The 24,949-nt window shown below is 55.4% G+C and carries 22 protein-coding genes and 4 tRNA genes; 3 read left to right on the top strand and 23 right to left on the bottom strand.

Annotation, left to right across the window (positions count from 1 at the left end):
* Positions 1-65: 65 nt before the first annotated feature.
* From rpsG to P7079_RS01980, 15 genes are all read right to left on the bottom strand, one after another.
* Positions 66-536, bottom strand: coding sequence for a 30S ribosomal protein S7 (gene rpsG, locus P7079_RS02050; RefSeq protein WP_278013180.1), 471 nt, complete (start codon positions 534-536; stop codon positions 66-68).
* The gene (rpsL, locus tag P7079_RS02045) at positions 536-910 is read right to left on the bottom strand and encodes a 30S ribosomal protein S12 (RefSeq protein WP_278013179.1); all 375 of its coding nucleotides are present in this window, start codon (positions 908-910) and stop codon (positions 536-538) included. Before rpsL ends, rpsG begins: the two co-directional genes overlap by 1 nt.
* Positions 911-1,215: 305 nt before the next feature.
* Positions 1,216-1,740: a hypothetical protein gene (locus tag P7079_RS02040; RefSeq protein WP_278013178.1), complete on the bottom strand. Its 525-nt coding sequence runs from the start codon at positions 1,738-1,740 to the stop codon at positions 1,216-1,218.
* A gap of 55 nt (positions 1,741-1,795) precedes the next feature.
* The gene (locus P7079_RS02035; protein ID WP_278013177.1) at positions 1,796-2,950 is read right to left on the bottom strand and encodes a hypothetical protein; all 1,155 of its coding nucleotides are present in this window, start codon (positions 2,948-2,950) and stop codon (positions 1,796-1,798) included.
* Positions 2,934-3,665 carry an ATP-binding cassette domain-containing protein gene (locus P7079_RS02030; RefSeq protein ID WP_278013176.1) on the bottom strand — a complete coding sequence of 244 codons (732 nt, stop codon included), beginning with the start codon at positions 3,663-3,665 and terminating at the stop codon, positions 2,934-2,936. Before P7079_RS02030 ends, P7079_RS02035 begins: the two co-directional genes overlap by 17 nt.
* 299 nt (positions 3,666-3,964) lie before the next feature.
* Positions 3,965-7,924 carry a DNA-directed RNA polymerase subunit beta' gene (gene rpoC, locus P7079_RS02025; RefSeq protein ID WP_278013175.1) on the bottom strand — a complete coding sequence of 1,320 codons (3,960 nt, stop codon included), beginning with the start codon at positions 7,922-7,924 and terminating at the stop codon, positions 3,965-3,967.
* A gap of 90 nt (positions 7,925-8,014) precedes the next feature.
* The gene (gene rpoB / locus P7079_RS02020) at positions 8,015-11,479 is read right to left on the bottom strand and encodes a DNA-directed RNA polymerase subunit beta (protein WP_278013174.1); all 3,465 of its coding nucleotides are present in this window, start codon (positions 11,477-11,479) and stop codon (positions 8,015-8,017) included.
* Between the two features lie 422 nt (positions 11,480-11,901).
* Positions 11,902-12,288, bottom strand: coding sequence for a 50S ribosomal protein L7/L12 (gene rplL / locus P7079_RS02015; protein WP_278013173.1), 387 nt, complete (start codon positions 12,286-12,288; stop codon positions 11,902-11,904).
* A gap of 61 nt (positions 12,289-12,349) precedes the next feature.
* Entirely contained in the window at positions 12,350-12,871 is a 522-nt protein-coding gene (gene rplJ / locus P7079_RS02010) for a 50S ribosomal protein L10 (RefSeq protein ID WP_278013172.1), read from the bottom strand.
* 316 nt (positions 12,872-13,187) lie between these two features.
* Complete coding sequence (udk, locus tag P7079_RS02005) at positions 13,188-13,814, bottom strand: uridine kinase (protein WP_278013171.1); 627 nt, start codon at positions 13,812-13,814, stop codon at positions 13,188-13,190.
* 92 nt (positions 13,815-13,906) lie between these two features.
* Complete coding sequence (rplA, locus tag P7079_RS02000; protein ID WP_278013170.1) at positions 13,907-14,608, bottom strand: 50S ribosomal protein L1; 702 nt, start codon at positions 14,606-14,608, stop codon at positions 13,907-13,909.
* A gap of 78 nt (positions 14,609-14,686) precedes the next feature.
* Positions 14,687-15,121, bottom strand: a complete 435-nt coding sequence (rplK, locus tag P7079_RS01995) for a 50S ribosomal protein L11 (protein ID WP_278013169.1) — start codon at positions 15,119-15,121, stop codon at positions 14,687-14,689.
* A 69-nt stretch (positions 15,122-15,190) separates the two neighbouring features.
* Positions 15,191-15,964 carry a transcription termination/antitermination protein NusG gene (nusG, locus tag P7079_RS01990; protein ID WP_278013168.1) on the bottom strand — a complete coding sequence of 258 codons (774 nt, stop codon included), beginning with the start codon at positions 15,962-15,964 and terminating at the stop codon, positions 15,191-15,193.
* Positions 15,965-15,990: 26 nt separating this feature from the next.
* Positions 15,991-16,212, bottom strand: coding sequence for a preprotein translocase subunit SecE (gene secE / locus P7079_RS01985; protein ID WP_278013167.1), 222 nt, complete (start codon positions 16,210-16,212; stop codon positions 15,991-15,993).
* Positions 16,213-16,264: 52 nt separating this feature from the next.
* Positions 16,265-16,337 (bottom strand) — tRNA-Trp (locus tag P7079_RS01980).
* A gap of 250 nt (positions 16,338-16,587) precedes the next feature.
* On the opposite strand from P7079_RS01980, the gene P7079_RS01975 reads away from it, so the two are divergent.
* Positions 16,588-17,781 (top strand): pyridoxal phosphate-dependent aminotransferase, encoded by a 1,194-nt coding sequence (locus P7079_RS01975; protein WP_278013166.1) that lies wholly within the window; start codon positions 16,588-16,590, stop codon positions 17,779-17,781.
* Here the strand turns inward: P7079_RS01975 and P7079_RS01970 are convergent.
* On the bottom strand, positions 17,774-18,919 hold the full coding sequence (locus tag P7079_RS01970) for a phosphotransferase family protein (protein WP_278013165.1): 1,146 nt from the start codon (positions 18,917-18,919) through the stop codon (positions 17,774-17,776). The genes P7079_RS01975 and P7079_RS01970 overlap by 8 nt on opposite strands.
* Positions 18,920-19,039: 120 nt before the next feature.
* Here P7079_RS01970 and P7079_RS01965 point away from each other — a divergent pair, with 120 nt between their 5' ends.
* Positions 19,040-20,059, top strand: coding sequence for an adenosine deaminase (locus tag P7079_RS01965; protein ID WP_278013164.1), 1,020 nt, complete (start codon positions 19,040-19,042; stop codon positions 20,057-20,059).
* Positions 20,060-20,098: 39 nt separating this feature from the next.
* Here the strand turns inward: P7079_RS01965 and P7079_RS01960 are convergent, their stop codons facing one another.
* The 5 genes from P7079_RS01960 to P7079_RS01940 all read right to left on the bottom strand — a co-directional run bounded on the left by P7079_RS01960 (position 20,099) and on the right by P7079_RS01940 (position 21,946).
* Positions 20,099-21,247 carry a UDP-N-acetylmuramate dehydrogenase gene (locus P7079_RS01960; RefSeq protein ID WP_278013163.1) on the bottom strand — a complete coding sequence of 383 codons (1,149 nt, stop codon included), beginning with the start codon at positions 21,245-21,247 and terminating at the stop codon, positions 20,099-20,101.
* 119 nt (positions 21,248-21,366) lie between these two features.
* The gene (gene rpmG, locus P7079_RS01955) at positions 21,367-21,537 is read right to left on the bottom strand and encodes a 50S ribosomal protein L33 (RefSeq protein ID WP_278013162.1); all 171 of its coding nucleotides are present in this window, start codon (positions 21,535-21,537) and stop codon (positions 21,367-21,369) included.
* Between the two features lie 51 nt (positions 21,538-21,588).
* A tRNA-Met gene (locus tag P7079_RS01950) sits at positions 21,589-21,662 on the bottom strand.
* Between the two features lie 27 nt (positions 21,663-21,689).
* Positions 21,690-21,765, bottom strand: a tRNA-Thr gene (locus tag P7079_RS01945).
* Between the two features lie 100 nt (positions 21,766-21,865).
* Positions 21,866-21,946 (bottom strand) — tRNA-Tyr (locus P7079_RS01940).
* 117 nt (positions 21,947-22,063) lie between these two features.
* Here P7079_RS01940 and P7079_RS01935 point away from each other — a divergent pair.
* Positions 22,064-22,558, top strand: a complete 495-nt coding sequence (locus P7079_RS01935; protein ID WP_278013161.1) for a YajQ family cyclic di-GMP-binding protein — start codon at positions 22,064-22,066, stop codon at positions 22,556-22,558.
* A gap of 66 nt (positions 22,559-22,624) precedes the next feature.
* On the opposite strand, the gene P7079_RS01930 is transcribed toward P7079_RS01935, so the two are convergent.
* Both P7079_RS01930 and hpf read right to left on the bottom strand, forming a co-directional pair.
* Positions 22,625-24,010, bottom strand: a complete 1,386-nt coding sequence (locus P7079_RS01930) for an FAD-dependent oxidoreductase (RefSeq protein WP_278013160.1) — start codon at positions 24,008-24,010, stop codon at positions 22,625-22,627.
* Positions 24,011-24,146: 136 nt separating this feature from the next.
* Positions 24,147-24,806, bottom strand: a complete 660-nt coding sequence (hpf, locus tag P7079_RS01925) for a ribosome hibernation-promoting factor, HPF/YfiA family (protein ID WP_278013159.1) — start codon at positions 24,804-24,806, stop codon at positions 24,147-24,149.
* Positions 24,807-24,949: the final 143 nt, after the last annotated feature.

Below are 24,949 nucleotides of genomic sequence, written 5' to 3'. Positions count from 1 at the left end.
ATGTTACGAACGCGGCCGAGGTCTGTAATAACCTTATGCTCTGCCACTTGGATAGCTCCCTTCGATTACCAACGGTAGTGGGCGAAGGCACGGTTGGCCTCAGCCATACGGTGCATATCCTCGCGGCGCTTCACAGCAGCTCCGAGGCCGTTTGCGGCGTCCATGATTTCGTTCATGAGACGGTCTTGCATGGTGTTCTCACGACGCTGGCGGGAGAAGTCCACGAGCCAGCGCAGAGCGAGCGTGTTGGCGCGGTTCGGCTTCACTTCGGTGGGGACCTGGTAGGTTGCACCACCGACGCGGCGTGAACGCACCTCAAGCTGCGGGCGGATGTTTTCCATCGCGCGCTTGAGAACGTCGAGCGGCTCCTGGCTGGTCTTTGCGGCGACGCCTGCGAGCGCACCGTAAACGATAGCCTCTGCCTTGGTCTTCTTGCCGTCGAGCAGAACGCGGTTAATGAGCTGGGTAACGAGCTGCGAGTGGTGAACTGGATCGGCCACCAACGGGCGCTTCTTGATTGGGCCCTTACGTGCCATTACTTCTTCTCCTTCTTCGCACCGTACTTGGAACGTCCCTGCGAACGGTTCTTCACACCCTGGGTGTCAAGCGCGCCGCGGACGATGTGGTAACGAACACCCGGGAGGTCCTTCACACGGCCTCCACGAACGAGCACAATCGAGTGCTCCTGGAGGTTGTGGCCCTCGCCTGGGATATATGCGGAGACCTCGATACCCGAGGAAAGACGCACACGGGCAACCTTACGAAGAGCTGAGTTCGGCTTCTTCGGGGTGGTGGTGTAGACGCGGGTGCACACGCCTCGACGCTGTGGGGAACCCTTCAGCGCACGAGTAGAGGATGCACTCGACTTACTTGAGCGGCCCTTACGAACCAGCTGCTGAATAGTTGGCACTATTACTCCTATGTCGAATGATTTCGTCAGTTTTGCCCGCCTGCCAAGCCCTTTTCACTTCAGCCTGCGGTCAGAGGGACACCGTCCCCTCATCACGTCCGTGGGCTTCAAGTTGGAAAAATTCATTGCGTGGAGGCAATGACTCTTTCCAAACAGGGCAACATAAAGCCCCCGGAACGGGCACCATTGTCAAGAATAATGCCCACGAGAGCGAAACGTCAAAAGTATGTATTCACCATTGCAGGTGGGGTGCGGCACATTTTCAATAGTTGATCGGACAACCTCACAGCGATGCCCAGCGTCGTTCAATCGGTGACAAAAAAACCCGCGCCCAACACGTATACAGAACAGAAACTCAGCGCCGCTACGACGTCGGAGCCGTCACGAAGTGGTAGCGCCCACGAGTGGGCGATCTGCGAATAATCTGGTACTCCAAGAACCCAACATAGCCCGGCATACGTCACTGGTAGTACCCACGAGTATTCCATTGAGAAGAAATGCCTTGAGACAAGGATGATACCCAGCCCTCCAATAACATTTCGGGCGGCGATAGCTAAAGCCCCAAACGACAGCCCAAGGAGAGGAACAGCGGCAGCCAAACACAAAACTGCAGCCAATGGCACACATAATACAAGCAACAAGCGATAGCGGAACCGGGGTGAAACAGGGAAACATTCCTCAATCTCAAGACTTGGTGAAGTGAAGCTCGGAATAAAACCGACAGGCACGAGGAATACAAGCACATAGAACGGGACGAACTCTGCCTCATATCTGAATAACACGTCAAGCGAATACGTATCCCCCATTCCAGAAATAAAGAATGTTGCCACTAAAGTCGCAACGAAGCTTGGAATGCGTATCCAAATTTTAGCAAACGTCCACATCTCAGCCGTCACATGCACTTGTCATCAACATGTAGGCCTTGCGAGCTCGAACGATATCACTTTCGCCGAGCAACCATCGTGCGACTTCTTCTCGTGCATCCGTCATCTTGAAGCGCGTTTCGGCCGGTATCTGGTCTCGTACCTGGTCAGACATCTTTGATACACATGAAAATTCCCAAAGGAAATTCACAGCAGTCGCAACGTCCAAGGAAGACGGAGTGAGGATGTCTCCAAAGCCAACGGATCCCGGTATTGTCACTTTCGTCCCTCGCACACTTGGATCTAACTCCACAAGGCGATTCACCGGTATTTCAAGCTTTCGAGTGATATGAACCAACGTATGCTTTTGTTCGGTTGGAACACAAATACTGATATCCGAGTGGCCTACGTTAGCGCATGATACGAATGGACGACTCTCCCATAGGGGGATATCACGTTGAAGGGATAGCGAAGAGAAAGCCATGACGAACAGAACAATGCCTATCGCCGAAAGCGTCATATTCTTGTATGCATTCGCCGTGAGTACCGCGAGCCCACCGATAATGAAAGCAAGAAATGATACAAGGAGGAAAAGTAACGCACGTGTCGAATATTGCATCTGCCCCAACCATTCGACCGATGCACCCGCATAATCTCCCGCAACCGATAAGCCTCCGACATCGAAGGCAGTCGCAACATAAAGCGCAATAACAACAAGCGGTCCGGTGAGCAAATAGGGAAAAATATACCCCAATCCTGCCCCCAAAAAGATCATCGCGATGATATGTGCGATTGCCACGGGTAGAGGAGCAAGTGCTAACCATGCAAAAGCGTTACCGTGCGCCAAGCTGATCGCAGTAACAACTGCAGATGCTAATGCTAAGCCAAAGATAGCTCCACCAGACATCGCGATGGGATCGGCAACGTATGCGAGAAACTGACCTCGTGCAGGAAAACTCGATACGATTTCTGCTCGTGATTGTTGCACCCATGACCGCACCGCAGCGAGCCCCGCTAAGACAGGAGCGACAATAGTGGTTACCGATAACGCTGAGTCAATCTCCCATATATAGGAGATATGGGTTTGCGAATATGAAAGAAAATAGGACAGGAGTGTCAGAGCGGCAGTGATGCCGAGCGCTAGAACAAACCAAAGATGTTTAATGGCCCAAGACATACAGATACCCCGCTTCCAAATCGGACATCCCGTTCGCTCCCTCACCATATGAACGCAGAGCGTCAACAGTGCCATTCCAGATCACTTTGCCCTCGTTTAATACGCTGATTGCGTGAGCTATTCCGCTGAGGTCTTCAATGATATGGGTTGAAAGTAAAACCGTACTCTCAGTGGCAAGGTCTTCCACCATCTGTCGGAAATGGATACGTTGCTCAGGGTCTAAACCCACTGTGGGCTCATCAAGAATAATGACTTCAGGACTGTGAACAATCGCTCCTGCAAGATACACTCGGCGGCGCTCTCCCCCAGAAAGCTGACCGATCTTACGATCTCTCAATTGGTACACATTCGTGGCTTCGAGAGCGAGAGTGACTGCGCGGCTTACTTCGTTGCGACCGCCATTCATCCGAAAACAATACTCGACAAAGTCTCCAACAGAAGTCAACGACGTCCACGTCGGATTTTGTGGGAGATATCCAGTTTTCTGACGGAGAACTGACCGCGAACGAGCCGAGAGAATTTTCTCTCCGTCGTGCATCACATACCCTGATGACGGCTTTATGATGCCAGCTAAGATGCGCAAAACAGTGGTTTTGCCTGCCCCATTGGGTCCAACCAGTCCAGTTAACCCTCGTGGAAGTTCAATATTTAAATCAGAAAAGACTTCACGGGAGCCATAGGAAAATCGGAGGTTCTTGCCTTCTCTCACGATCATGGAGCATCGCCTCTCGCTCAGATTATCGTGTCACCGTTAACAGCTTACTGCACCGATCCCATGACCATTTCACATCTTGGCAAATCCGTTTATCCTTATTTGTCAGCTCAAAACGCGCACCCGTATGAAAGTTAGTTTGTTTAATCTCCGCAGACACCCGTGTCGCAGATACTCCAACAAGCCTCCCTGAGGAATAGACGTTTTGTGTCTCCGATTTCGAAGATGCTAACACAATATTTTACCTACATGGTGTATGGAGAGAGCCCCACTTTCGTGGGGCTCTCTCCATACAGGTGATATCAGAAGTTGTTGAATCCGTAGCCGAGGCCGGAGTCAAAATCCATCGATGAGTAACCGTAAAGATCGTCGTACTCACCGGAATTTCCAACGAAGGAATTCACCGACTCATACTCCGAGCGCGCTTCAGGTGTGGGCTCAACCGTGGCGTGGCGTAGCATCTCCAGACCGGTACCAGCCGGGATGAGCTTACCGAGGATGACGTTCTCCTTCAGACCCGCGAGCGGATCAGACTTGGAGTTCAGCGCTGCTTCAGTCAGAACCTTCGTGGTCTCCTGGAACGATGCAGCCGACAACCACGAGTCAGTAGCGAGCGAAGCCTTGGTAATACCCATAAGCTCTGGACGGCCCGAAGCTGGCTTTCCGCCGTTCGCCAAGGTTGCACGGTTGGCGTCTTCGAAGACGGAGACGTCAACGAGCTCACCTGGCAGAAGCGTCGATTCGCCTGAGTCGAGAACCGTGACACGGCGTAGCATCTGGCGAACGATCACCTCGATGTGCTTGTCGTGAATCTCCACACCCTGCGAGCGGTACACGTGCTGAACCTCGGAAACGAGGTGAAGCTGTGCCGTACGACGACCAGAGATGCGCAGAACTTTCTTCGGATCAACCGAACCCTCAACAAGCTGCTGCCCAACTTCGACGTGCGATCCTTCAGGAACGAGAAGCTTAGCGCGCTTCGCCACAAGGTACGTGATGTCCTCGTCGCCGTCGTCGCGCTTGATGATCAGGCGACGCGAACGCTCCAGATCCTCAATCTCCAGCTTGCCAGCCGCCTCAACGATCGGTGCCTCACCCTTTGGTGTACGGGCTTCGAAAAGCTCCTGAACACGCGGAAGACCCTGGGTAATGTCCTCTGCCGATGCCGCACCACCGGTGTGGAAGGTACGCATCGTCAGCTGAGTACCAGGCTCGCCAATCGACTGTGCCGAGACGATACCGACGGCTTCACCGATATCAACCAGCTTGCCGGTTGCCAGCGAGCGGCCGTAGCACATTGCGCAAGTACCCACGCGCGAATCACAGGTGAGAACGGAACGAACCGAAATCTCCTTGATTCCTGCTGCGAGCATCTTCTCCAGCGCAACGTCACCAATATCGGTACCGGCAGCGATCACAACGTTGCCCTCAGCATCGATCGCATCCTTCGCAAGGGTACGAGCGTAAACCGAGGTGTCGATTTCCTCGTGTGGCAAGACTTCTCCAGCTGCCCAATCAGCAGCGGAAACTTCCTTTTCTGTCACACGCTGACCGTTCACCAAACGAATTTCGTGACGATCAGCGTCGATTTCGACGATCGACTTGGTCAAGCCGCGGCGTGTGCCACAGTCTGCCTCGCGGACGATGACGTCCTGAGCGACGTCAACCAGACGACGGGTGAGGTAACCCGAGTCAGCAGTACGTAGAGCGGTATCGGCCAGGCCCTTACGAGCACCGTGCGTAGCCGTAAAGTACTCAAGAGCGGACAGGCCCTCGTAGTAGTTCGACTTAATCGGGCGAGGAATAATTTCGCCCTTCGGGTCAGCCACGAGACCGCGCATACCAGCCACCTGGCGAATCTGCATCCAGTTACCACGAGCACCCGAGGACACCATCTGGTTGATGTTGTTGAAGTCGTCAAAGTGGGCGCGCATTTCGTCAGCAACTGTATCGGTCACTTCGGTCCACAGGCTCACCAGGTCACGACGGCGATCCGAATCGCGGATGTTACCTTCCTGGAAGTCCTGCTCAATCTTTGCAGCGCGAGCTTCAGCCTTCTCCAGGATCTCTGCCTTGTTCGGCGGAGTTGCAACGTCAGACACGGCGATGGTGACGCCGGAACGACCGCCCCAGTAGTAACCGGTGTTCTTCAGTGCGTCAAGCGACGCACCGACGTCAACCTTCGGATAACGCTCAGCGAGCTCGTTCACGAGCGAGCCGAGAACCTTCTTGTTGACGACCTTGTTGACATACGGGAACGTGGTCGGGAGCGCTTCGTTGAACAGAGCGCGGCCGAGCGAGGTCTTGAGGATGATGTCGTCGCCCTCTTCGTAACCTTCCGGAGCTTCCCAGTCACGCGGCAAGGTGATGTCACCGGCATGGAAGCGAATGTAGCACTCAGCCTCGAGATTGAGCTTGCCCAAATCCTTGGCCATCTCAGCCTCGGCCATGGACGTGAAGTAGTGGCCTTCACCTACGGCTCCTGGTCGGAGCATCGTCAAGTGGTATAGACCAATAATCATGTCCTGAGCTGGAACGGTGACCGGGCGACCATCGGATGGCTTGAGAATGTTGTTAGCCGAAAGCATAAGGATACGAGCTTCAGCCTGCGCCTCAACAGACAGCGGAAGGTGAACAGCCATCTGATCGCCGTCGAAGTCAGCGTTAAACGCGGAACACACGAGCGGGTGGAGACGGATTGCCTTACCTTCAATCAGCTGTGGCTCGAAGGCCTGGATACCCAGGCGGTGCAGCGTTGGCGCACGGTTGAGCAGGACCGGATGCTCCTTAATGACCTCTTCGAGCACGTCGAAGACTTCGTCGCGCTGACGATCGATCAGGCGCTTTGCTGCCTTGATGTTCTTCGCAAGTTCGAGATCCACAAGACGCTTCTGAACGAACGGCTTGAACAGCTCCAGAGCCATGGTCTTTGGAAGACCACATTGGTGAAGCTTGAGGGTCGGGCCCACGACGATAACCGAACGGCCCGAGTAGTCCACGCGCTTACCCAGAAGGTTCTGACGGAAACGACCTTGCTTACCCTTGAGCATGTCGGACAGCGACTTCAGTGGACGGTTACCCGCACCCTGAACAGGGCGGCCACGGCGGCCGTTATCGAAGAGCGCATCGACAGCTTCCTGAAGCATACGCTTTTCGTTATTCACCATGATTTCCGGCGCATTGAGATCGAGCATACGCTGGAGACGGTTGTTGCGGTTGATCACGCGGCGGTAAAGATCGTTGAGATCCGAAGTCGCAAAGCGGCCACCATCGAGCTGAACCATCGGGCGCAGATCCGGCGGAATCACCGGAATCGCATCGAGAACCATGGACTCAGGAGCGATACCCGAGTGAAGGAACGCGTTGACAACCTTGATTCGCTTCAGTGCGCGAGTCTTGCGCTGGGCAGTACCAGTCTCGATCTGCTCAACAAGAAGATCGTGCTCAGCCTGGAGATCGAAGTTCTTCAGACGCTTCTGTACGGCTTCTGCACCACGCGAAGCTTCAAAGTAGTCGCCCCACCGAAGGTTCATTTCACGGTAGGACTCTTCATCGCCTTCAAGATCACCGACCTTGAGTTTGGTGAACTTATCCCACACCGACTCCAGACGGGCAAGGTCTTCTTCGTACTGACGGCGCACACGGCGCGTGTCGGATTCAGCATTACGCTTGATCTTGGCGCGAGTTGCAGCATCGGCGTCGGCGGCTTCAGCCTCAGCAAGAGCCGCCTCTTCAGCCTTGAGTGCTCGCTCAACAGCAGCGTCGCGATCCTTGATGATGTTTTCGCGCTCAAGCTCGTACTCGGCCGTGAGCGATGGAAGGTCGTTATGACGACGCTCCTCGTCTACGTCTGTCACCATGTAGGCGGCGAAGTAGATGACCTTTTCCAGATCCTTCGGAGCGATATCCATGAGATAGCCAAGGCGCGACGGAACGCCCTTGAAGTACCAAATGTGAGTCACAGGAGCAGCAAGTTCAATGTGGCCCATGCGCTCACGGCGCACCTTGGAGCGAGTAACTTCCACGCCACAGCGCTCACAGACGATGCCCTTGTAACGGGGGCGCTTGTACTTACCACAAGCACACTCCCAATCACGGGTCGGGCCAAAGATTTGCTCACCGAACAAGCCGTCTTTCTCTGGCTTGAGGGTGCGGTAGTTGATGGTCTCCGGCTTGGTCACTGTGCCGTGCGACCACTTGCGAATGTCTTCCGACGTCGCAAGAGCAATATGAAGCTGATCGAACAGATTAACGTCGAGCAAGATTCCTACTTCCTCAATTTTTACGCCTGATATCAGTTCACTCGTTGCGGGCGAGCGGCGCGGCCCGCCCGCAACAAGTTTTCAGTGGGATCAGAAATCCGCACCCGTGGTCAGGCCTTCGAGACCTGTAGAGATTCTAGCCGACTGCGGGGCACGGAACGCATCCTCGTCCGAATCCTGCAGATTGATCGGATTGCCTGCGGCATCGAGAGCTTCAACGTTGAGGCACAGCGAACGCATTTCCTGTACCAAAACCTTGAAGGACTCCGGGATACCCGGCTCGGGCACGTTGTCGCCCTTCACGATTGCCTCGTACACTTTGACGCGGCCAACCGTATCGTCGGACTTGATGGTCAGCATTTCCTGAAGGGTGTGTGCAGCGCCGTATGCTTCGAGCGCCCACACCTCCATCTCGCCGAAACGCTGTCCACCGAACTGTGCCTTACCACCCAGTGGCTGCTGGGTCACCATCGAGTACGGGCCCGTGGAACGAGCGTGGATCTTGTCGTCCACCAGGTGGTGGAGCTTGAGCATGTACATGTAGCCTACCGAGACGCGCTCAGGGAACGGCTCACCGGTACGGCCGTCAAACAGACGAGCCTTACCAGAACCATCGACCATACGATCACCGTCGCGGTTCGGGAGGGTGTTGGCCAGGAGGCCCGAAAGCTCATCATGGCGGACACCGTCGAATACCGGAGTGGAGACGAGACGGTTCGGGTGACCGATCACAGCTTCCTCTGGAATGCGGTTTGCCCACTCTTCACCATTGGCGCGCGCTTCGGTTGCATCCCAACCCTGCTTAGCGATCCAACCAAGATGGAGCTCGAAGACCTGGCCGAGGTTCATACGGCTCGGCACGCCCAGCGGGTTCAGAACGACGTCAACAGGCGTTCCATCCTCAAGGAACGGCATATCTTCGAGAGGAAGAATACGCGAAACAACACCCTTGTTACCGTGACGTCCTGCCATCTTGTCGCCAATGACGATCTTGCGTCGCTGAGCAATCAGCACGCGTACGGACTGGCGAACGTCAGCTGCAAGTTCGTCGTGGTTCTCAGCGGAGAACTCGTGAACGCCAATGACGATACCCCACTCACCATGGGGAACGCGCATCGAGGTGTCGCGCACTTCCTTCGCCTTCTCGCCAAAGATTGCGCGAAGCAGTCGCTCTTCAGAAGTCAGCTCAGTCTCACCCTTTGGCGTGATCTTGCCGACGAGGATGTCTCCAGCCTTGACTTCAGCGCCGATACGGATAATGCCACGCTCGTCGAGATTCGCCAGGGTATCTTCCGAAACGTTCGGGATATCGCGGGTAATCTCTTCCGGTCCAAGCTTGGTGTCACGAGCATCAACCTCATGCTCCTCGATATGAATCGAGGTGAGGATATCTTCGGACTGAACACGTTGGGACAGGATGATCGCGTCCTCGTAGTTGTAGCCATTCCATGCCATGAAAGCCACGAGGAGGTTCTGACCAAGAGCAAGTTCGCCACCGTCGGTCGCCGGACCGTCAGCAATGAGCGAGCCCTTTTCGAGGCGGTCACCCTCGTTTACTGCCACCTTCTGGTTGGTGCAGTTACCTGGGTTGGAACGCTCGAACTTTGCCAGTCGGTACACGCGGTGCTTCCCGGAATCTTCTTCCACGTGAACAGCGTCAGCAGAGACTTCAGTGACAATGCCTGGTGCGAGTGCCACGGTGACGTCGCCGGAATCGACGGCGGTGCGGATCTCGACGCCAGTACCCACGAGCGGAGCAGTCGGGCGAAGCAGCGGCACAGCCTGTCGCTGCATGTTCGCACCCATGAGAGCTCGGTTAGCATCGTCGTGCTCAAGGAACGGAATCGATGCCGTACCGACGGACACCATCTGACGTGCAGACACGTCCATATAGCCCACTTCATGAGCTTCGATCAGCGCTGGCTCGCCACCAGGCAGACGCACGAGGACTTCTTCATCACGGAAGGAGCCGTCAGCGTTCAGCGGAGCTGATGCCTGAGCGATGGCGTAGCGATCTTCATCGGTAGCGTTGAGGTATTCAATCTCATTGGTCACCTTGCCATCGATTACCTTGCGGTACGGGGTCTCGATAAAGCCGAAGGAATTGACACGACCGTAAGATGCGAGCGAGCCAATCAGACCAATGTTCGGGCCTTCTGGTGTCTCAATGGGGCACATACGGCCGTAGTGAGACGGGTGAACGTCTCGAACTTCCATCGAGGCGCGGTCACGGGACAAGCCGCCCGGGCCCAGAGCAGACAGACGACGCTTGTGAGTCAGACCAGCCAGCGGGTTGTTCTGATCCATGAACTGCGACAGCTGCGAGGTACCGAAGAACTCCTTGATCGCGGCAACTATCGGGCGAATGTTGATCAGCGACGACGGGGTGATCGCTTCCGCTTCCTGGGTGGTCATGCGCTCACGAACCATGCGGTCCAGACGTGACAAACCGGTACGGACCTGGTTCTGGATCAATTCACCCACAGCGCGGATACGGCGGTTACCGAAGTGGTCGATATCGTCGTTCTCAACGGGGACAGCGGTAGCACCTTCGGCAGTGACGGTCTCAGCCTCGCCCGCGTGAAGCGCAAGGAGGTAACGGATCGTAGCTGTGATATCGGCAATTGTGAGCTGGCGCTCAGTTGCGGCTGTGTCCAGACCGAGCTTGGTGTTGACCTTGTAGCGGCCAACCTTAGCGAGATCGTAACGCTTGGGGTTGAAGTAGAAGTTGCGCAGGAGGGAACGGCCCGCTTCCGCCGTCGGCGGCTCGCCCGGGCGAAGCTTGCGGTACAGGTCCGTCAGAGCCTCTTCTTGGGTGTGGACGGTGTCCTTCTCAAGGGTATCGATGAGAACCGGGTAATCAGCAAATTCCTCACGGATCTCCGACTCCGACATACCGATTGCCTTGAGGAAGACCGTGACCGACTGCTTACGCTTGCGGTCCACACGCACGCCAACGGAATCGCGTTTGTCGATTTCAAACTCAAGCCATGCACCACGCGACGGGATGATCTTGGTTGAGTAGATCAGCTTGTCGGAGGTTTTGTCAGCAGCGGTTTCGAAGTACACGCCCGGCGAACGAACGAGCTGGGAAACCACAACGCGCTCGGTGCCGTTGATGATGAAGGTTCCTTGCGGTGTCATCAACGGGAAATCACCAATAAAGGTGGTCTGGGACTTGATCTCGCCAGTCTCGTAGTTCTGGAATTCAGCAGTCACGTACAGAGCCGCCGAGTATGTCAGATCCTTTTCCTTGCACTCCGCCATCGAGGCTTTTTCTTCCTCAAGATGCGGGTTGGAAAGGACGAGGCCCATGGTTTGGGCAGTGTTCTCAATCGGGGAGACTTCTTCAAAAATCTCTTCAAGACCCGACTTCTCCCCCGGTTGGGCGTTCTCACGCCATTCGGGGGCGCCGATCAGCCAGCGGTAGCTGGAGGTCTGCAGACCCAGCAAATCCGGCACGGCGAGAGGCTCGTGAATCTTTGCAAACGAGACGCGGTCAGCAGCGAGGCGGCCGTCAACAACAGTAGGCTTAGAGGTGCTCGAAGCAGCCAAAGGGGCTTCCTTCCCTTGATCCGGTAAGGCTAAAAACCGCGGGCTTTACGGCCAATCAGACGTGTAACGTTCAATTTTGGGCACAAAGATGCCACGGCAAGTTTCAAATTTACACGTTGAGGATACACAAGTCCAGCCCTCACCCATGTGGAGAGGGTCACGACACCATAATGTCTGAACAATCCTCGAAGATCCGCCACCGGTGCTGGCGACGGTTTCATCGATTGCACAGAATGTAACTGAGGAAAACCTCGGGTATGACTTTCCCACGAACTGCCTGTCTTCGCAACCCGACCCGCCGCCCGACGTCGGTGGTCACGGCGTACACCCTGCTGCCCCATTCGGGCAAACGTGGAAAACAAAGGAACGCCCCAGCTCATGCTGGAGCGTTCCTGAAGCGAATAGCGGCTACGCCGCGTCAATCACTTGAGCTCGATGGTGGCTCCGGCACCCTCGAGAGCTTCCTTAGCCTTCTCGGCGGTCTCCTTGTTAACACCTTCGAGAACAGCCTTAGGAGCGGAGTCAACGAGCTCCTTTGCTTCCTTCAGACCGAGGGAGGTAAGAGCGCGCACCTCCTTGATGACCTGGATCTTCTTGTCGCCTGCGGATGCGATGACAACGTCAAACTCATCCTTCTCTTCGGCAGCAGCGGCTTCGCCGCCAGCAGCCGGAGCAGCAGCAACGGCAGCAACCGGAGCAGCAGCCTCAACGTCAAATTCTTCTTCGAACTTCTTCACGAAGTCCGAGAGCTCAACAAGTGTGAGCTCCTTGAAAGCTTCGATGAGCTCTTCAGCAGTGAGCTTAGCCATGATGGCCTTCCTTCCTTTTGCCTACTTGCGAGGCAGATAACTATTGGTTTTACGCTGCCGATCAGGCAGCTTCTTCCTGCTTCGCGCGCAGGGCGTCCACGGTGCGCACTGTCTTGACCAGCGGCGCGGTGAACATGTAAGCAGCCTGGTAGAGCGACGCCTTGAGGACGCCAGCGGTCTTTCCAAGCAGAACCTCGCGAGATTCGAGATCGGCGAGCTTCTTGACACCTTCGGCATCGAGAACATTGCCTTCGAGAACGCCACCCTTGGTGATCAGGGCATCGTGCTCCTTAGAGAAGTTCTTAATAGCCTTAGCTGCGGAAGCGATGTCACCGGAAACGAATGCAAGTGCAACGGGGCCCTTGAGGTAGTCGTCGAGTCCTTCGACGCCAGCTTCCTTAGCCGCGATGCGAGCGAGGGTGTTCTTCGCAACCGTGTAATGTGCTTCCTGACCAAGAGCGCGACGAAGCTTCTTCATCTGCTCCACAGTCAGTCCGCGGTACTCGGTGACGAGAACGGCTGCAGAGTTCTGGAACAGATCCTTGAGCTCTGCAATCGCTGCAGACTTATCGGTCCGTGCCATGGGACCTCCTTCCGTTGTACGCCGCAGAGCAAATAAAAAACCTCGCACAAACAGGTGCGAGGCCAAACTCTTCCCAGCAAATAAAGGAAGTATTGAATTCTCACCTGCGCTGGCTACGTTTCGTATTTATCCCGAAGTGGGACCTGCGGTCTTGGGCGTTCTTTAGCGTACCGATCACCGTCGAGCATGTCTAGCGCGAGTTTCGTTTCGTGGCACACGCCACGACGACGGAGTGCGACGAATCGACAGATTTCATATTAAAGACGAGTGATCGATATGGTTAGGGGCTGACATGACGGCACAGAGCTTGCCTTAGTCAGCGCGGTTCCACTCCCAGCTCATGAGCGATGCGGTGAAAAAGCATATCGAGCGCTACGAGGTTCTGGCCTCCCTCGGGAATAATGAGGTCAGCGCGACGCTTCGACGGTTCAACATAGAGTTCATGCATCGGTTTCACCGTTGTCAAATACTGAGCTTCCACTGATTCAATGGAACGCCCACGCTCAAGTACATCGCGCTTGATTCGGCGCATGATTCTGACGTCTGCGTCAGTGTCCACGAAGATTTTCACATCGAACAAATCGCACATGCGCAGATCGTGGAAGATGAGGATACCTTCCACCAAAATCACGGGTGCAGGCTCAACATGCATCGTATCAGCAGAGCGATTATGAGCGGCGTAATCATAGACTGGAGACTCGATAGCGCTGCCGGATACTAGCGCACGCAGATCTGCAATCATGAGGTCATTATCAAATGCGTCTGGGGAGTCATAATTCAGCGCAGCACGGTGCTCATAATCAAGATCATCATGGGCCTTGTAATAATTATCGTGGTATACCACGGCCGTTTTGCCTTGATAGCGATGTGCTATCGCATTTGTCAGCGTCGTTTTACCGCTTCCTGTTCCGCCTGCAATTCCGATTACGAACGGTCGATTCATGGCGCCTCCCTCAAATTTTCTCCACACAATTGTAAAGCAATGGGTCTCACACCATCGGTGCGAGGCCCATTGCTTTAACCCATCTTCGAAAATCAGGCTTCGGTGCGAGTCTTGGTGGCATCCAACGGGATACCCGGACCCATCGTCGTTGACACGGTTGCCTTGGTGATGTAGCGTCCCTTTGCCGAAGCAGGCTTCAGGCGCAAGATCTCATCAGCAGCAGCGTTGTAGTTCTCGATCAGCTGATCAAGCTCGAAGTCGGTGTTGCCCACGATGAACGCGAGGTTACCGTGCTTGTCAACGCGGAACTCGATACGACCACCCTTGATGTCCTTGACCGCCTTCGCCACATCCATGGTCACGGTGCCGGTCTTCGGGTTTGGCATGAGGTTACGCGGACCGAGCACACGACCCAGGCGACCAACCTTGCCCATCATATCGGGGGTTGCAACGGCGGCGTCGAAGTCGGTCCAGCCATCGGCGACCTTCGCAATCAGATCGTCATCACCAACGACGTCGGCGCCAGCTTCGAGAGCAGCCTGTGCCTTCTCGCCAACAGCAAAGACAACGACCTTGGCGGTCTTGCCGGTGCCGTGCGGGAGGGAAACGGTGCCACGAACGAGCTGATCGGCCTTACGTGGATCAACGTTCAGACGGAACATCACCTCAACGGTGGAGGCGAACTTCGTTACCGAAGTCTTCTTCGCGAGGTCAAACGCCTCGCTCGGCGAGTAAAGCTCGCCGGACTGAATCAGCTCGGCCGCCTTACGGTAATTCTTTGAGCGCTTTGCCATTCTGCTTGTCTCCTTCTTAGCAGCTGTGGGGGAACGGACCAGCTCAGGGCCCTACCACGTGCCAGATGTTGCTGGCTATCAGATTTCGTCGGTGGTAACGCCCATCGAACGAGCGGTGCCAGCAATGATGCGAGCAGCGTTGTCGATGTCGTTAGCGTTGAGATCCGGCATCTTGGTCTTCGCGATTTCACGAAGCTGATCCGCGGTGAGGTGCGCGACCTTCACAGTGTGCGGAGTAGCCGAACCCGACTTGATGCCAGCTGCCTTCTTGATGAGACCTGAGGCCGGCGGTGTCTTGGTGATGAAGTCGAACGAGCGGTCCTCATAAACGGTGATCTCAACCGGGATGATGTTTCCGCGCATCGATTCCGTCGCAGCGTTGTACGCATTGACGAACTCCATGATGTTCACGCCGTGCTGACCCAGAGCCGGGCCAATCGGCGGCGCCGGTGAAGCAGCTCCAGCTTCGATCTGAAGCTTGATCAGTCCGGCAACCTTCTTCTTCGGTGGCATGTTTGATCCTAACTGTTAGTTTCCGCCATATGGCAATAATGGCGGTTTTCCTTCGAATCGAGAAGCGGGTTAGTCCATCTTCTTGATCTGGCCGAAGGACAAATCGACCGGGGTTTCCTGGCCGACAAGTGTCATGAGAACGGTGAGCCTGCGGTTCACCGGATCAACCTGAGAAATTGTAGCGGGCATTCCGACCCAAGGCTCGGTGGTCAAGGTGACGACTTCGCCGACCTCGTATTCGACCTCATACTCCGGAGTGCCGGAAAGTACTGGCTTTCCAGCCGCTATAGCCTCTGCAGCAACCTGCTGCTCAACAACAGGCGTGAGCAACTGCACGGCTTCTTCGAGCGACAGAGCGACCGGATCACGGCCGTTACCCACAAAACCGGTCACACCATTAGTGGACTGAACCACTCGCCATGAATCATCAGTGAGATCCATACGAACAACGGCGTAACCAGGCATACGAACGCGCGAGACCAGCTTCTGCTGGCCCTTCTTCACTTCGTACACCTCTTCCATCGGCACTTCGACCTGGAAGATATAATCTTCCATATTCATCGAATGCATACGGGTTTCAAGCGACTGCTTCACGCGCTTCTCGTAACCTGCATAGGTGTGGAGCACGTACCAGCGTCCAGGCAGACCTCTAATCTGATCACGGACCATTTCTTCGGTGACGACGCCTTCGCGAACATCTTCCTTGACCGGAACCTCAGGCTCTTGTGCGACCTCAACCTCGGTTTCAGGGGTAGAGACGACCTCGTGCGTCGTTTCCTCGGCCACGACTTCTGGTGTCGCTTGCGCTTCGGAGAACAGCGGATTCACATTCTCTTCACTCATATAAGCTTCCTCACTTTGGCCTGAATTTAACCGAAGATCCAGAACATGGACTGGTTGAAGACCAGATCGATCGCGGTCACGAACACCATGATGATGGTCACGAATATCACGACCGTGACGAACATCTTCCACAGCTCTTCACGTGTTGGGCGCTGTACCTTCTTGAACTCAGCGATCACTTCCTTGAAGAAGGTGATGATGCGAGCGAAGAAGCCTTCCTTAACAGCAGAGCTACGAGCTTCGTTCACGGTTGATCCTTTCGGTTGATATAAGAAACGGCCCAAATGGGCCGCTTTCTAGCAGGGCAGGAGGGACTCGAACCCACAACCGCCGGTTTTGGAGACCGGTGCGCTACCAATTGCGCCACTACCCTATTGACACAAGCCTTGAGTATTATCGCAAAAAATACGTCACAAAGCCAATGTTTGCTCGATCAAGCATAGCGGGCGCTGACAACAATTTCCAGATCAGACAGAATTTGTCAGTGTTATCCACACCACGACGGGCCGGCTCACCTCCACTGAATCTCCGGCCCGACGTTACCCAATGTACCGACGTCGTCAGCTGTTGCCGGCGTAGCAACAAACTTGGCCAACGACAGGCAAAAGTGCCACGATTGAACCATGCGTCTATCTACACACGTCTCCTCACTCCAGCCTTCCGCAACGCTCGCTGTCGATTTGCGGGCAAAGGAACTTGCAGCTGCGGGCCGCCCCATCATCGGCTTTGGTGCAGGCGAACCAGACTTCCCAACCGCGCCCTTTATCGTGGATGCTGCGGTTGAAGCTGCCAAAGATCCCAAAAATCACCACTACACGGCGGCTGCGGGCCTACTTGAGCTGCGCGAAGCGATCTGCGTCAAGGCAAGGCGTGACTCAGGGACTTCAGTAAACCCCAACAATGTCATTGTCACTAATGGTGGAAAACAAGCGGTCTATCAAGCGTTTATGGCGACCGTCTCCCCCGGTGACGACGTTCTCCTCCCAGCTCCTTACTGGACAACCTACCCTGAAGCGATCCGTCTGGCCGGTGGCACCCCGATCGAGGTATTCGCACCAGCCGAAGCTGGCTACAAAGTGACAGTGGAACAACTTGAAGCCGCCTACACGCCAGCAACCACAACCCTGCTCATGTGTTCGCCGTCGAATCCGACCGGCGCGGTGTACACGGCCGACGAACTGCGCGCGATTGGTCAGTGGGCAATATCGAAAGACCTGTGGGTGATCTCGGACGAAATTTACGAAAACCTCGTCTACGAAGGCGAAATGTCCTATTTGTTGGGCGTTCTTCCGGAAATCGCAGACCGGCTGATTAGTGTCAATGGTGTCGCAAAATCGTACGCAATGACGGGCTGGCGTGTGGGATGGATGTTCGGCCCCGCGGATGTCATTCGTGGCGCGCGAATTCTTCAGGGGCATCTGTCCTCGCATGTCAACAACATTGCCCAGCGTGCAGCCCTCGCAGCTCTGGAAGCTGACCAACAGTTTGTGGAAGAGATGAAGGTTGCCTTCAATCGCCGCCGTCTCACACTTTTGGACAAGCTCCGTCAGATCGACGTCTTTTCAGTGCCGACGCCGTCGGGCGCGTTTTACGCTTTCCCCAACGTTGAACATGCACTAGGCAAGGAAATCAATGGCAAAATCGCCCACACCTCGGCACAGCTTGCTCAGCTCATCCTCGAAGAGATCGACGTCGCCCTCGTTCCGGGCGAGGCATTTGGCGCACCTGGGCACCTGCGCTTATCCTACGCACTCGCCGATAAGGCTCTCACTGAGGGGGCTGATCGCCTCGTGACGCTTTTCGCGTCGATTAAATAGTGTCACTGGCACCTTGTGCGTAGCTGAACCACTGGCGCGCGATATCGAAGCGAGCCTGGCAGTGGCCCTGCCACCCTCGCTTGCGCGCTTTCGCTGGTCCTGCGACGAGGGACAAGACAACACCGGCGGCGCTGGCCCCCAGCGCCGCCTGGCCCACCTCTTGGGCGGCCAGATCACGCCAGCGCTGCACAATTCGCGCAACCCCGTGATAACGCGCAGGAGACAAATCTTCAAGGACCGACATATGCCCCAGAAGACATCCCCAATCATGGGCACGATGTCCGGGCCCTAAGGTATCGAGGTCGATAATCCCTGAGATCTGCCAATGCTTTGGATCAACGAACACATTGGCTTCATAAAAATCCCCGTGGGTCGGCACTACTGGCCCATAATCGGTCACCTCAACGAAACGTCGAATAGCCTTCCCCAGCTCAATAGCGTCATCGCTGATCGCAGGAAAAGCTGCCGCCGCTGCAACCCCATATGCGTCAGCTCGTTGTGCCCAGGCTTTGCGTGGCTTCAAGGACACAAGACGATGTGACATCGCATCAAGAAGGCTGCGCAGATTGACAAACATTGCATCGATATCCTGTGGTGTTGGGTCAGATGCAAGGAAACGGCTCAACGGTACGCCTGGGACTTCACGACTCACGACGACGCCGTCGTCGGTGGCCCGCACAAGCTCCGGCGTCGGAAGGCTCTCGCTGGCGAGTGTGAGCCTCGCGACGACGCCCTGCACTGACGTGCGCGGAACAACTTTAACGAAGTACGTCTGTTCGCCCGTCGCCTTCACCACTGCACGTCTCGTCGGGCGATACGCAAGCAATTCCACTTCGACGTCCGTTCCAAGAAAATCTGACAGTGCGCTGGCTTTACATGCCAAAGCAAGCCCGGGAAGTTGTGGGTCAAAAGGAAAACGCCACACGAAGTAACGTCGCCCTTCATAGTCGAAAATATGCCCTGCATTCTCAGTCAAGCTCGCTTCATCCACACGTGCGCTCGACGCGACGACGTATGCATCCTCACGATGCCCGTGTACAGAATAGCCAACCGACACTCCTCCACCCACACGGTGGTGAATCGCATGTACACGCCACGATGTCAGACCAAATTCTTCCCCCAGAAATAATGTGAGCATACTACCGGCAGCCTCATCGGTTAGTGCGGCCAGATCTGCTCTCTCAATCGCGGTGGACGTCATATGTTTAGTTATAGAAAGATTTCGCGCTTGCTTCAACGCACCACTACACTGAACCGCATGAGAAATCTCGCGCTGCTACCTAAAGCTCACCTCCATTTGCACTTCACTGGTTCAATGCGCGTCTCGACGCTCGCTGATATGGCAGCGGAAGAAGGAATCCGTCTCCCCGAAAACCTCACCGATAATCGTGCGCTCTACGTTCCCGCCGACAAGCGTGGATGGTTCCGTTTCCAGCGCAACTATGACGCTGCGCGAAAGGTCGTTCGCACAGAAACTGCGATGCGCCGAATCGTCCTCGAAGCAGCTGCGGATGACGCCCGCGAAGGTTCTCGCCGTCTCGAAATCCAAATCGATCCCACGTCGTATGCACCATTCGTGGGAGGCCTCACCCCCGCGCTCGAGATCGTCCTCGACGCCGCCATCGACGCTTGGCACGCCACCGGCGTCCAGGTGGGTGTGATCGTCGCAGCTTCGCGCATGAAGCATCCCCTCGATGGGCGCACACTAGCGCGTCTGGCTGCTAAGTATGCCGGTGACGGCCCCGGCGAAGTCATCGGCTTCGGATTGTCGAACGATGAACGCCGCGGAAACACTGCCGACTGGGAAGAAGCATTCGCGATTGCAGCGCGCGCCGGCTTAGCTTCAGTTCCCCACGGCGGCGAGCTCCTGGGCCCAGACCATATTCGACAGGTCATTGACCATCTCCATCCTGCACGACTTGGCCACGGAGTACGTTCCGTCGAAGACCCCCGGCTCCTCGACGAGATTATCTCGCGCGATATCGCGTTGGAAGTGTGTCCCGCGTCTAACGTGTCCCTAGGCGTCTATACCGCGTCCGATCAGGTTCCATTGCGCACGCTCCTTGACGCCGGTGCCACTGTTGCGCTCGGCGCAGACGATCCGCTGTTGTTCCTCTCACGCCTGACTGACCAGTATGAAATCGCACGTGCTCAGGGACTCAACGACGAACAAATTGCTCAACTGGCCAAGGGCTCTATTCGAGCATCTCTTGCTTCACAGTCGGATAAGCGAGCATGGATCGCTGAAGTCAATCAATGGCTTGAAAGCGAATCATGAGTGCGGGGTGGGAACGTCCTCGCACTCATGATTCACTTTTCAGTTTTCATTAATAGTGTCCAGGCCAGAGCCCAGGACAACGGGTTCGGGCTGCAAATCGACCCCGTACGTCTGGCGGACGCCGTCGCGAATGTGGCGAGCCAAAGCGCGAATGTCATCACCCGTCGCCTGGCCTCGATTGGTCAGTGCGAGTGTGTGCTTTGTGGACAAGCTGGCATTCTCCCCTATTGCGAATCCCTTATGGAACCCCGCATTGTCGATAAGCCACGCTGCTGAAGTTTTCACCATTCCTTCAGGCGCAGGGTAACGCGGAGCGTCGGGGGGAAGTTGCGCCGCAGCGTCGGCGCTGAGAATGGGGTTGGTGAAGAAGGAACCGCACGAGTACGTATCACGGTCGGAATCGTTGAGAATCATCCCTTTGCCGGCGCGCAGAGCAAGCACAGTTTCGCGAACCTGCCATGCGGGAGCACTTTGGCCGACATCGACACCGAGAGCACTAGCGAGCTGCCCATATTTGATTGGCAGAGACATTGATCCTCTCAACATATGGAACAGAACATCGAGAACAATCCAGCGCGGAGAATACCCCCACTGCGGAATCGATTGTTTCAAGATAGAGTCCCGGTAGGCGAATTTCATGTCGCTGAGAAACAGCGTCTTAATTTCTCCGGTCTGGCGGTCATACGTGGTGGCAGCCGCAAAAGTATCTGATAATTCCTGCCCATAGGCTCCAATGTTCTGAACCGGTGCAGCTCCCACCGCACCTGGGATTCCAGACAGCGCTTCGAGACCACGCCATTCATGTTCAATGGCGTAGCGTACGACGTCATCCCAGGGGGTACCGCCGAGGGCACGCATTTGTGCGCCTCCACACCCGTCTTCCATAACTGTTTCGCACCCCACACGCATATCACGCACGACGATGCCGTCAAAGGGCTCATCGGACGCCAGAATATTCGACCCTCCACCGAGCACGAGTAGTGGAATCTGAGCCTCGTCCGCCTGGCGGATCACGTCGATCAGTTCCTCACGTGTGAAAGCCTCGACGTAGCGGCCAATTTTCGCGCCGACACCAATCGTCGTCAGCTGCGCCAATGACGACGCAGATGGCGCAATTCTGTTCGACTGCGCAGGAATCAAATCTGGGATGTCGCCGCTGGGCGGCTCAGGAAAAACTTCACAGGACATAGATGCTATGTTACTCGACTGAGGCGACACTGCCCTGAGCGTGAAAAATAACCAGGCATCAAATCCAAAAATGGACAGCAAAAAGGCCCGCACTGCGGGCCTTTTTTCATCGCCTCAATTCAGCGAGTCTCGCGATGCGCGGTGGACTCGTTGCACTTGGGGCAGAACTTCTTCAACTCAAGACGATCCGGCGTATTGCGGCGGTTCTTCTTGGTGATGTAGTTACGCTCCTTGCAAACCTCGCATGCGAGGGTGATCTTAGGGCGAACGTCTGCTGACTTGCTAGCCACGGTGTTTTCCTCACGTTCGGTTTGGCTGGAAGCGGGATTGCTTTCCGGCAGTAGCGGGGGCGGGGTTTGAACCCGCGACCTCACGATTATGAGTCGTGCGCTCTGACCAACTGAGCTACCCCGCCGCATCTTCATTTCGCTTGGGAAATGAATGGAGCCCCGAAAGGGAATCGAACCCTTGACCTTCTCCTTACCATGGAGACGCTCTGCCGACTGAGCTATCGGGGCAACGCCGGAAATCGTAACAATCTTTGATCGCTATTTTCCAACTGAGAGAGTTTTGTAATTCGTGAACCACATCACTCTCTTGATCCGGCGAACCGGACTGTGGCAGGTGAGGGATTCGAACCCCCGAAGGTTACCCGTCTGATTTACAGTCAGATGCATTTGGCCGCTCTGCAAACCTGCCGTTGCGCACTGTGTCGTGCACGAGTCAATACCTTAACGGGCGTCGCCCAAACGTGTCAAACTGAGAGGGAAGAAATTTGTCTCGTCTCACACTCGAGCCTGAACGAAAGGAATCATCATGGCCGATTCTTCCTTCGACGTTGTGTCGAAATATGACCGCCAAGAGGTTGATAACGCAGTCAACCAAGCCGCAAAAGAGATCTCGCAGCGCTACGACTTTAAGAACGTTGGAGCCTCAGTAACACTCGCGGGCGAAACAATCACGATGACCGCAAACTCGCCTGAGCGCGTCTTGGCGGTGTGGGATGTGCTTCAGTCAAAGCTCATTCGCCGTGGACTTTCACTCAAGCAGGTCGATGTCGGCGATGGCGAGCCAAAAGCTTCTGGCAAGGAATTCCGTCTCGTTGGATCCCTCAAAGAGGGGATCGATCAGGGCAATGCGAAGAAGATCACCAAACTGATCCGCGATGAAGGCCCTAAAGGAGTCAAGGCACAGATCCAGGGTGACGAAGTCCGCGTCAGCTCAAAGTCCCGCGATGCACTCCAAGAAGTGATCGCACTGCTCAAGAGCGCCAAACTCGACGTCGCGCTTCAGTTCACCAATTACCGGTAGAAATTGAGGGGTGAGAGCACCGTGCAGTGTGCTCTCACCCCTCAATATTCAGCTCGTGAATTTCACTCAGTACAGTTTTCCATCGTGCTCTTCGCCACGCGAGATTGCTGTCATCGTTTCACGTTGAACAACCTTAATGCGCTCACGTCCAACAGCAGCTCCCAAGGACTTCTCAAATTCTTCCAAGAGTCCCCATCCAGCCCATGATGTGTAGCGAACGCCACGCCCATCCAGGACTTCCTTCGTCGCATCCCAGCCGACGTTCTCCGTCGTCGCATGGAAAACGCCTGCCTTGTAGTCAGTGATGAGGTTGTCGATCGTTTCTTTCGCATCGGACTTGGTCGAACCAATCAAGCCCACCGGGCCTCGCTTAATCCAACCCGTGGCATACATTCCCGGAATCGGCTCTCCATCGCGAAGAACACGTCCACCTGCATTAGGAACAATCCCTGCAACATCGTCAAATGGAGCATCGGCAATTGCGGAAGACTTGTAGCCAGTGGCTGTGTACACAGCTTGAACTGGATAATCGATAAATTCGCCCGTGCCTTCCACACTTTGATCCCCGCGAAGACGCGTACGCTCCATACGAATACCGCTCACGTGTCCATTGTCACCGAGCACTTCAACAGGCTGTTGGAGAAGGTGGATATGAATGCGATGTGAAGCCGTGAGCTCTTCGGGATCCTGGAAGACCCAATCGGTGAGGATATTCGTCAGCTGGCAAGTCATCTTGTTCGATGCCATCGCTTGCTCCGAACCCTCATCATATTCAAAGTCCTCTGGGTACACGATGATATCGACGTCAGGCACCTGGCCTAGTTCACGCAATTCCATCGGGGTGAACTTCACCTGCGCCGGGCCACGGCGTCCAAAGACGTGTACGTCCGTCACCTGTGAGGCACGCAGACCTTCCTCAACATTTTGAGGAATTTCAGTCACCATCATGTCCTCAACATGCTTTGCCAACACGCGAGCAACGTCCAATGCCACGTTCCCCACCCCAATCACGGCCACTTCTTTTGCCTCAAGAGGCCAGGTACGCGGGTAATCAGGATGCCCGTCATACCACGCCACAAAGTCTGCAGCTCCGTAAACTTCGGGTAAATCTGCACCAGGGATAGTGAAAGGTCGATCCTTGTCAGCTCCCGTCGCAATCACCACAGCGTCATAGTGTTCGTGGAGCTCATCGAATGTGATATCTCGACCAATCTCCACATTGCCAACAAAGCGGATATCGCCGCGCTGAAGCACGTTGTACAGAGCATTGATGATGGTCTTGATACGCGGATGATCTGGAGCCACGCCGTAACGTACCAAGCCATACGGTGCCGGAAGCTTTTCGTACAGATCAATCTGGACATCGACGTCTGACTTCGCCAAGATATCCGATGCGTAGATACCTGCCGGTCCTGCACCGATCACTGCCACCTGGAGTGGGCGTTCGCTCACGTTACTACCTCTTTTACTCAAACAATTTTTGTCACTCCATAGTAGCGAAAATGCCAAAGGTCTCCCCAGACAAAGTGACCGGGGCGACACGTATTCGTGTCGCCCCGGTGGCCTGTCAATTCATCGTTGTGGCGTTTTATGCTTCGCCCGGTCCGAAATCGGCGGTGGTAGCGTCAAGACGAATAATTCCGTACGTCCATCCACGACGACGGTAGGCAGCACATGGTTGCTTCGTCTCTTCATCAATGAAGATGTAGAACGGATGCCCCACGAGCTCCATCTCATCAATCGCTTCTTCAATGCTCATCGGACGTGCTTCGTAGAGCTTCTGACGAACGATCGCCGGCGAATCCCCCAACTGAGTTTCGATTGCTTCGCCCGGTTCAGTGGGAATCGTTCGCTCGGTTTCCGGCTCTTCTTGAGGTTTCTTCGACAGGAGATCGTCCAGCGGAAGATCCGCGGGTACCTCATCCTTTGCGACAGAGCGACGACGGCGAGCCTTCATCTTCTCATGCTTGCGGCGCAAGCGCTCAAACAACTTCGTGGAAGCTAAATCGAGAGCTGCCAAACGATCCGAGGCGGCAGCTTCAGCGCGAACCACAGGGCCCTTGTCAATAACAGTAATCTCTACCCGCTCCGAGGTTTCTGCTTGTGCGGGGTTGGATTCATGCGCAATCTCTACCTCAACACGCTGTGCGCGCGGAGCAAACTGCTCAACCTTTTCAAGCTTCTCTTCTACATGGGTACGGAAACGATCCGAAACGTCCGCGTTGCGACCTTTAACTACGAATTCCACGATGACCTCCTTGTGGTCATTTAACTGAGCGGGCAACACCCGCTAGGGACTCTAAGCTCGGTGTTCACGAGCTGTCACCACCCCCCTTCGTTTCAGCGTTGCACCATTGCGACGCTAGGTAGTTGAACTGACCTTTATAGGTA

Origin of the sequence: Arcanobacterium canis, from assembly GCF_029625435.1 — a bacterium.
Lineage (GTDB): Bacteria > Actinomycetota > Actinomycetes > Actinomycetales > Actinomycetaceae > Arcanobacterium > Arcanobacterium canis.
This window is presented reverse-complemented; position numbering and strand designations above follow the sequence as displayed.

Excerpts from the sequence above, each read along its gene's own strand:
- rplJ (WP_278013172.1), bottom strand. The coding sequence starts at position 12,871 with ATGGCACGGACCGATAAGTCTGCAGCGATTGCAGAGCTCAAGGATCTG.
- P7079_RS01970 (WP_278013165.1), bottom strand. The coding sequence starts at position 18,919 with ATGCTCACATTATTTCTGGGGGAAGAATTTGGTCTGACATCGTGGCGT.
- P7079_RS01935 (WP_278013161.1), top strand. The coding sequence starts at position 22,064 with ATGGCCGATTCTTCCTTCGACGTTGTGTCGAAATATGACCGCCAAGAG.
- P7079_RS01960 (WP_278013163.1), bottom strand. The coding sequence starts at position 21,247 with ATGTCCTGTGAAGTTTTTCCTGAGCCGCCCAGCGGCGACATCCCAGAT.
- rpsG (WP_278013180.1), bottom strand. The coding sequence starts at position 536 with ATGGCACGTAAGGGCCCAATCAAGAAGCGCCCGTTGGTGGCCGATCCA.
- nusG (WP_278013168.1), bottom strand. The coding sequence starts at position 15,964 with ATGAGTGAAGAGAATGTGAATCCGCTGTTCTCCGAAGCGCAAGCGACA.
- P7079_RS01975 (WP_278013166.1), top strand. The coding sequence starts at position 16,588 with ATGCGTCTATCTACACACGTCTCCTCACTCCAGCCTTCCGCAACGCTC.
- P7079_RS01965 (WP_278013164.1), top strand. The coding sequence starts at position 19,040 with ATGAGAAATCTCGCGCTGCTACCTAAAGCTCACCTCCATTTGCACTTC.
- P7079_RS02035 (WP_278013177.1), bottom strand. The coding sequence starts at position 2,950 with ATGTCTTGGGCCATTAAACATCTTTGGTTTGTTCTAGCGCTCGGCATC.
- rplL (WP_278013173.1), bottom strand. The coding sequence starts at position 12,288 with ATGGCTAAGCTCACTGCTGAAGAGCTCATCGAAGCTTTCAAGGAGCTC.
- P7079_RS02030 (WP_278013176.1), bottom strand. The coding sequence starts at position 3,665 with ATGATCGTGAGAGAAGGCAAGAACCTCCGATTTTCCTATGGCTCCCGT.
- rplK (WP_278013169.1), bottom strand. The coding sequence starts at position 15,121 with ATGCCACCGAAGAAGAAGGTTGCCGGACTGATCAAGCTTCAGATCGAA.
- udk (WP_278013171.1), bottom strand. The coding sequence starts at position 13,814 with ATGAATCGACCGTTCGTAATCGGAATTGCAGGCGGAACAGGAAGCGGT.
- rplA (WP_278013170.1), bottom strand. The coding sequence starts at position 14,608 with ATGGCAAAGCGCTCAAAGAATTACCGTAAGGCGGCCGAGCTGATTCAG.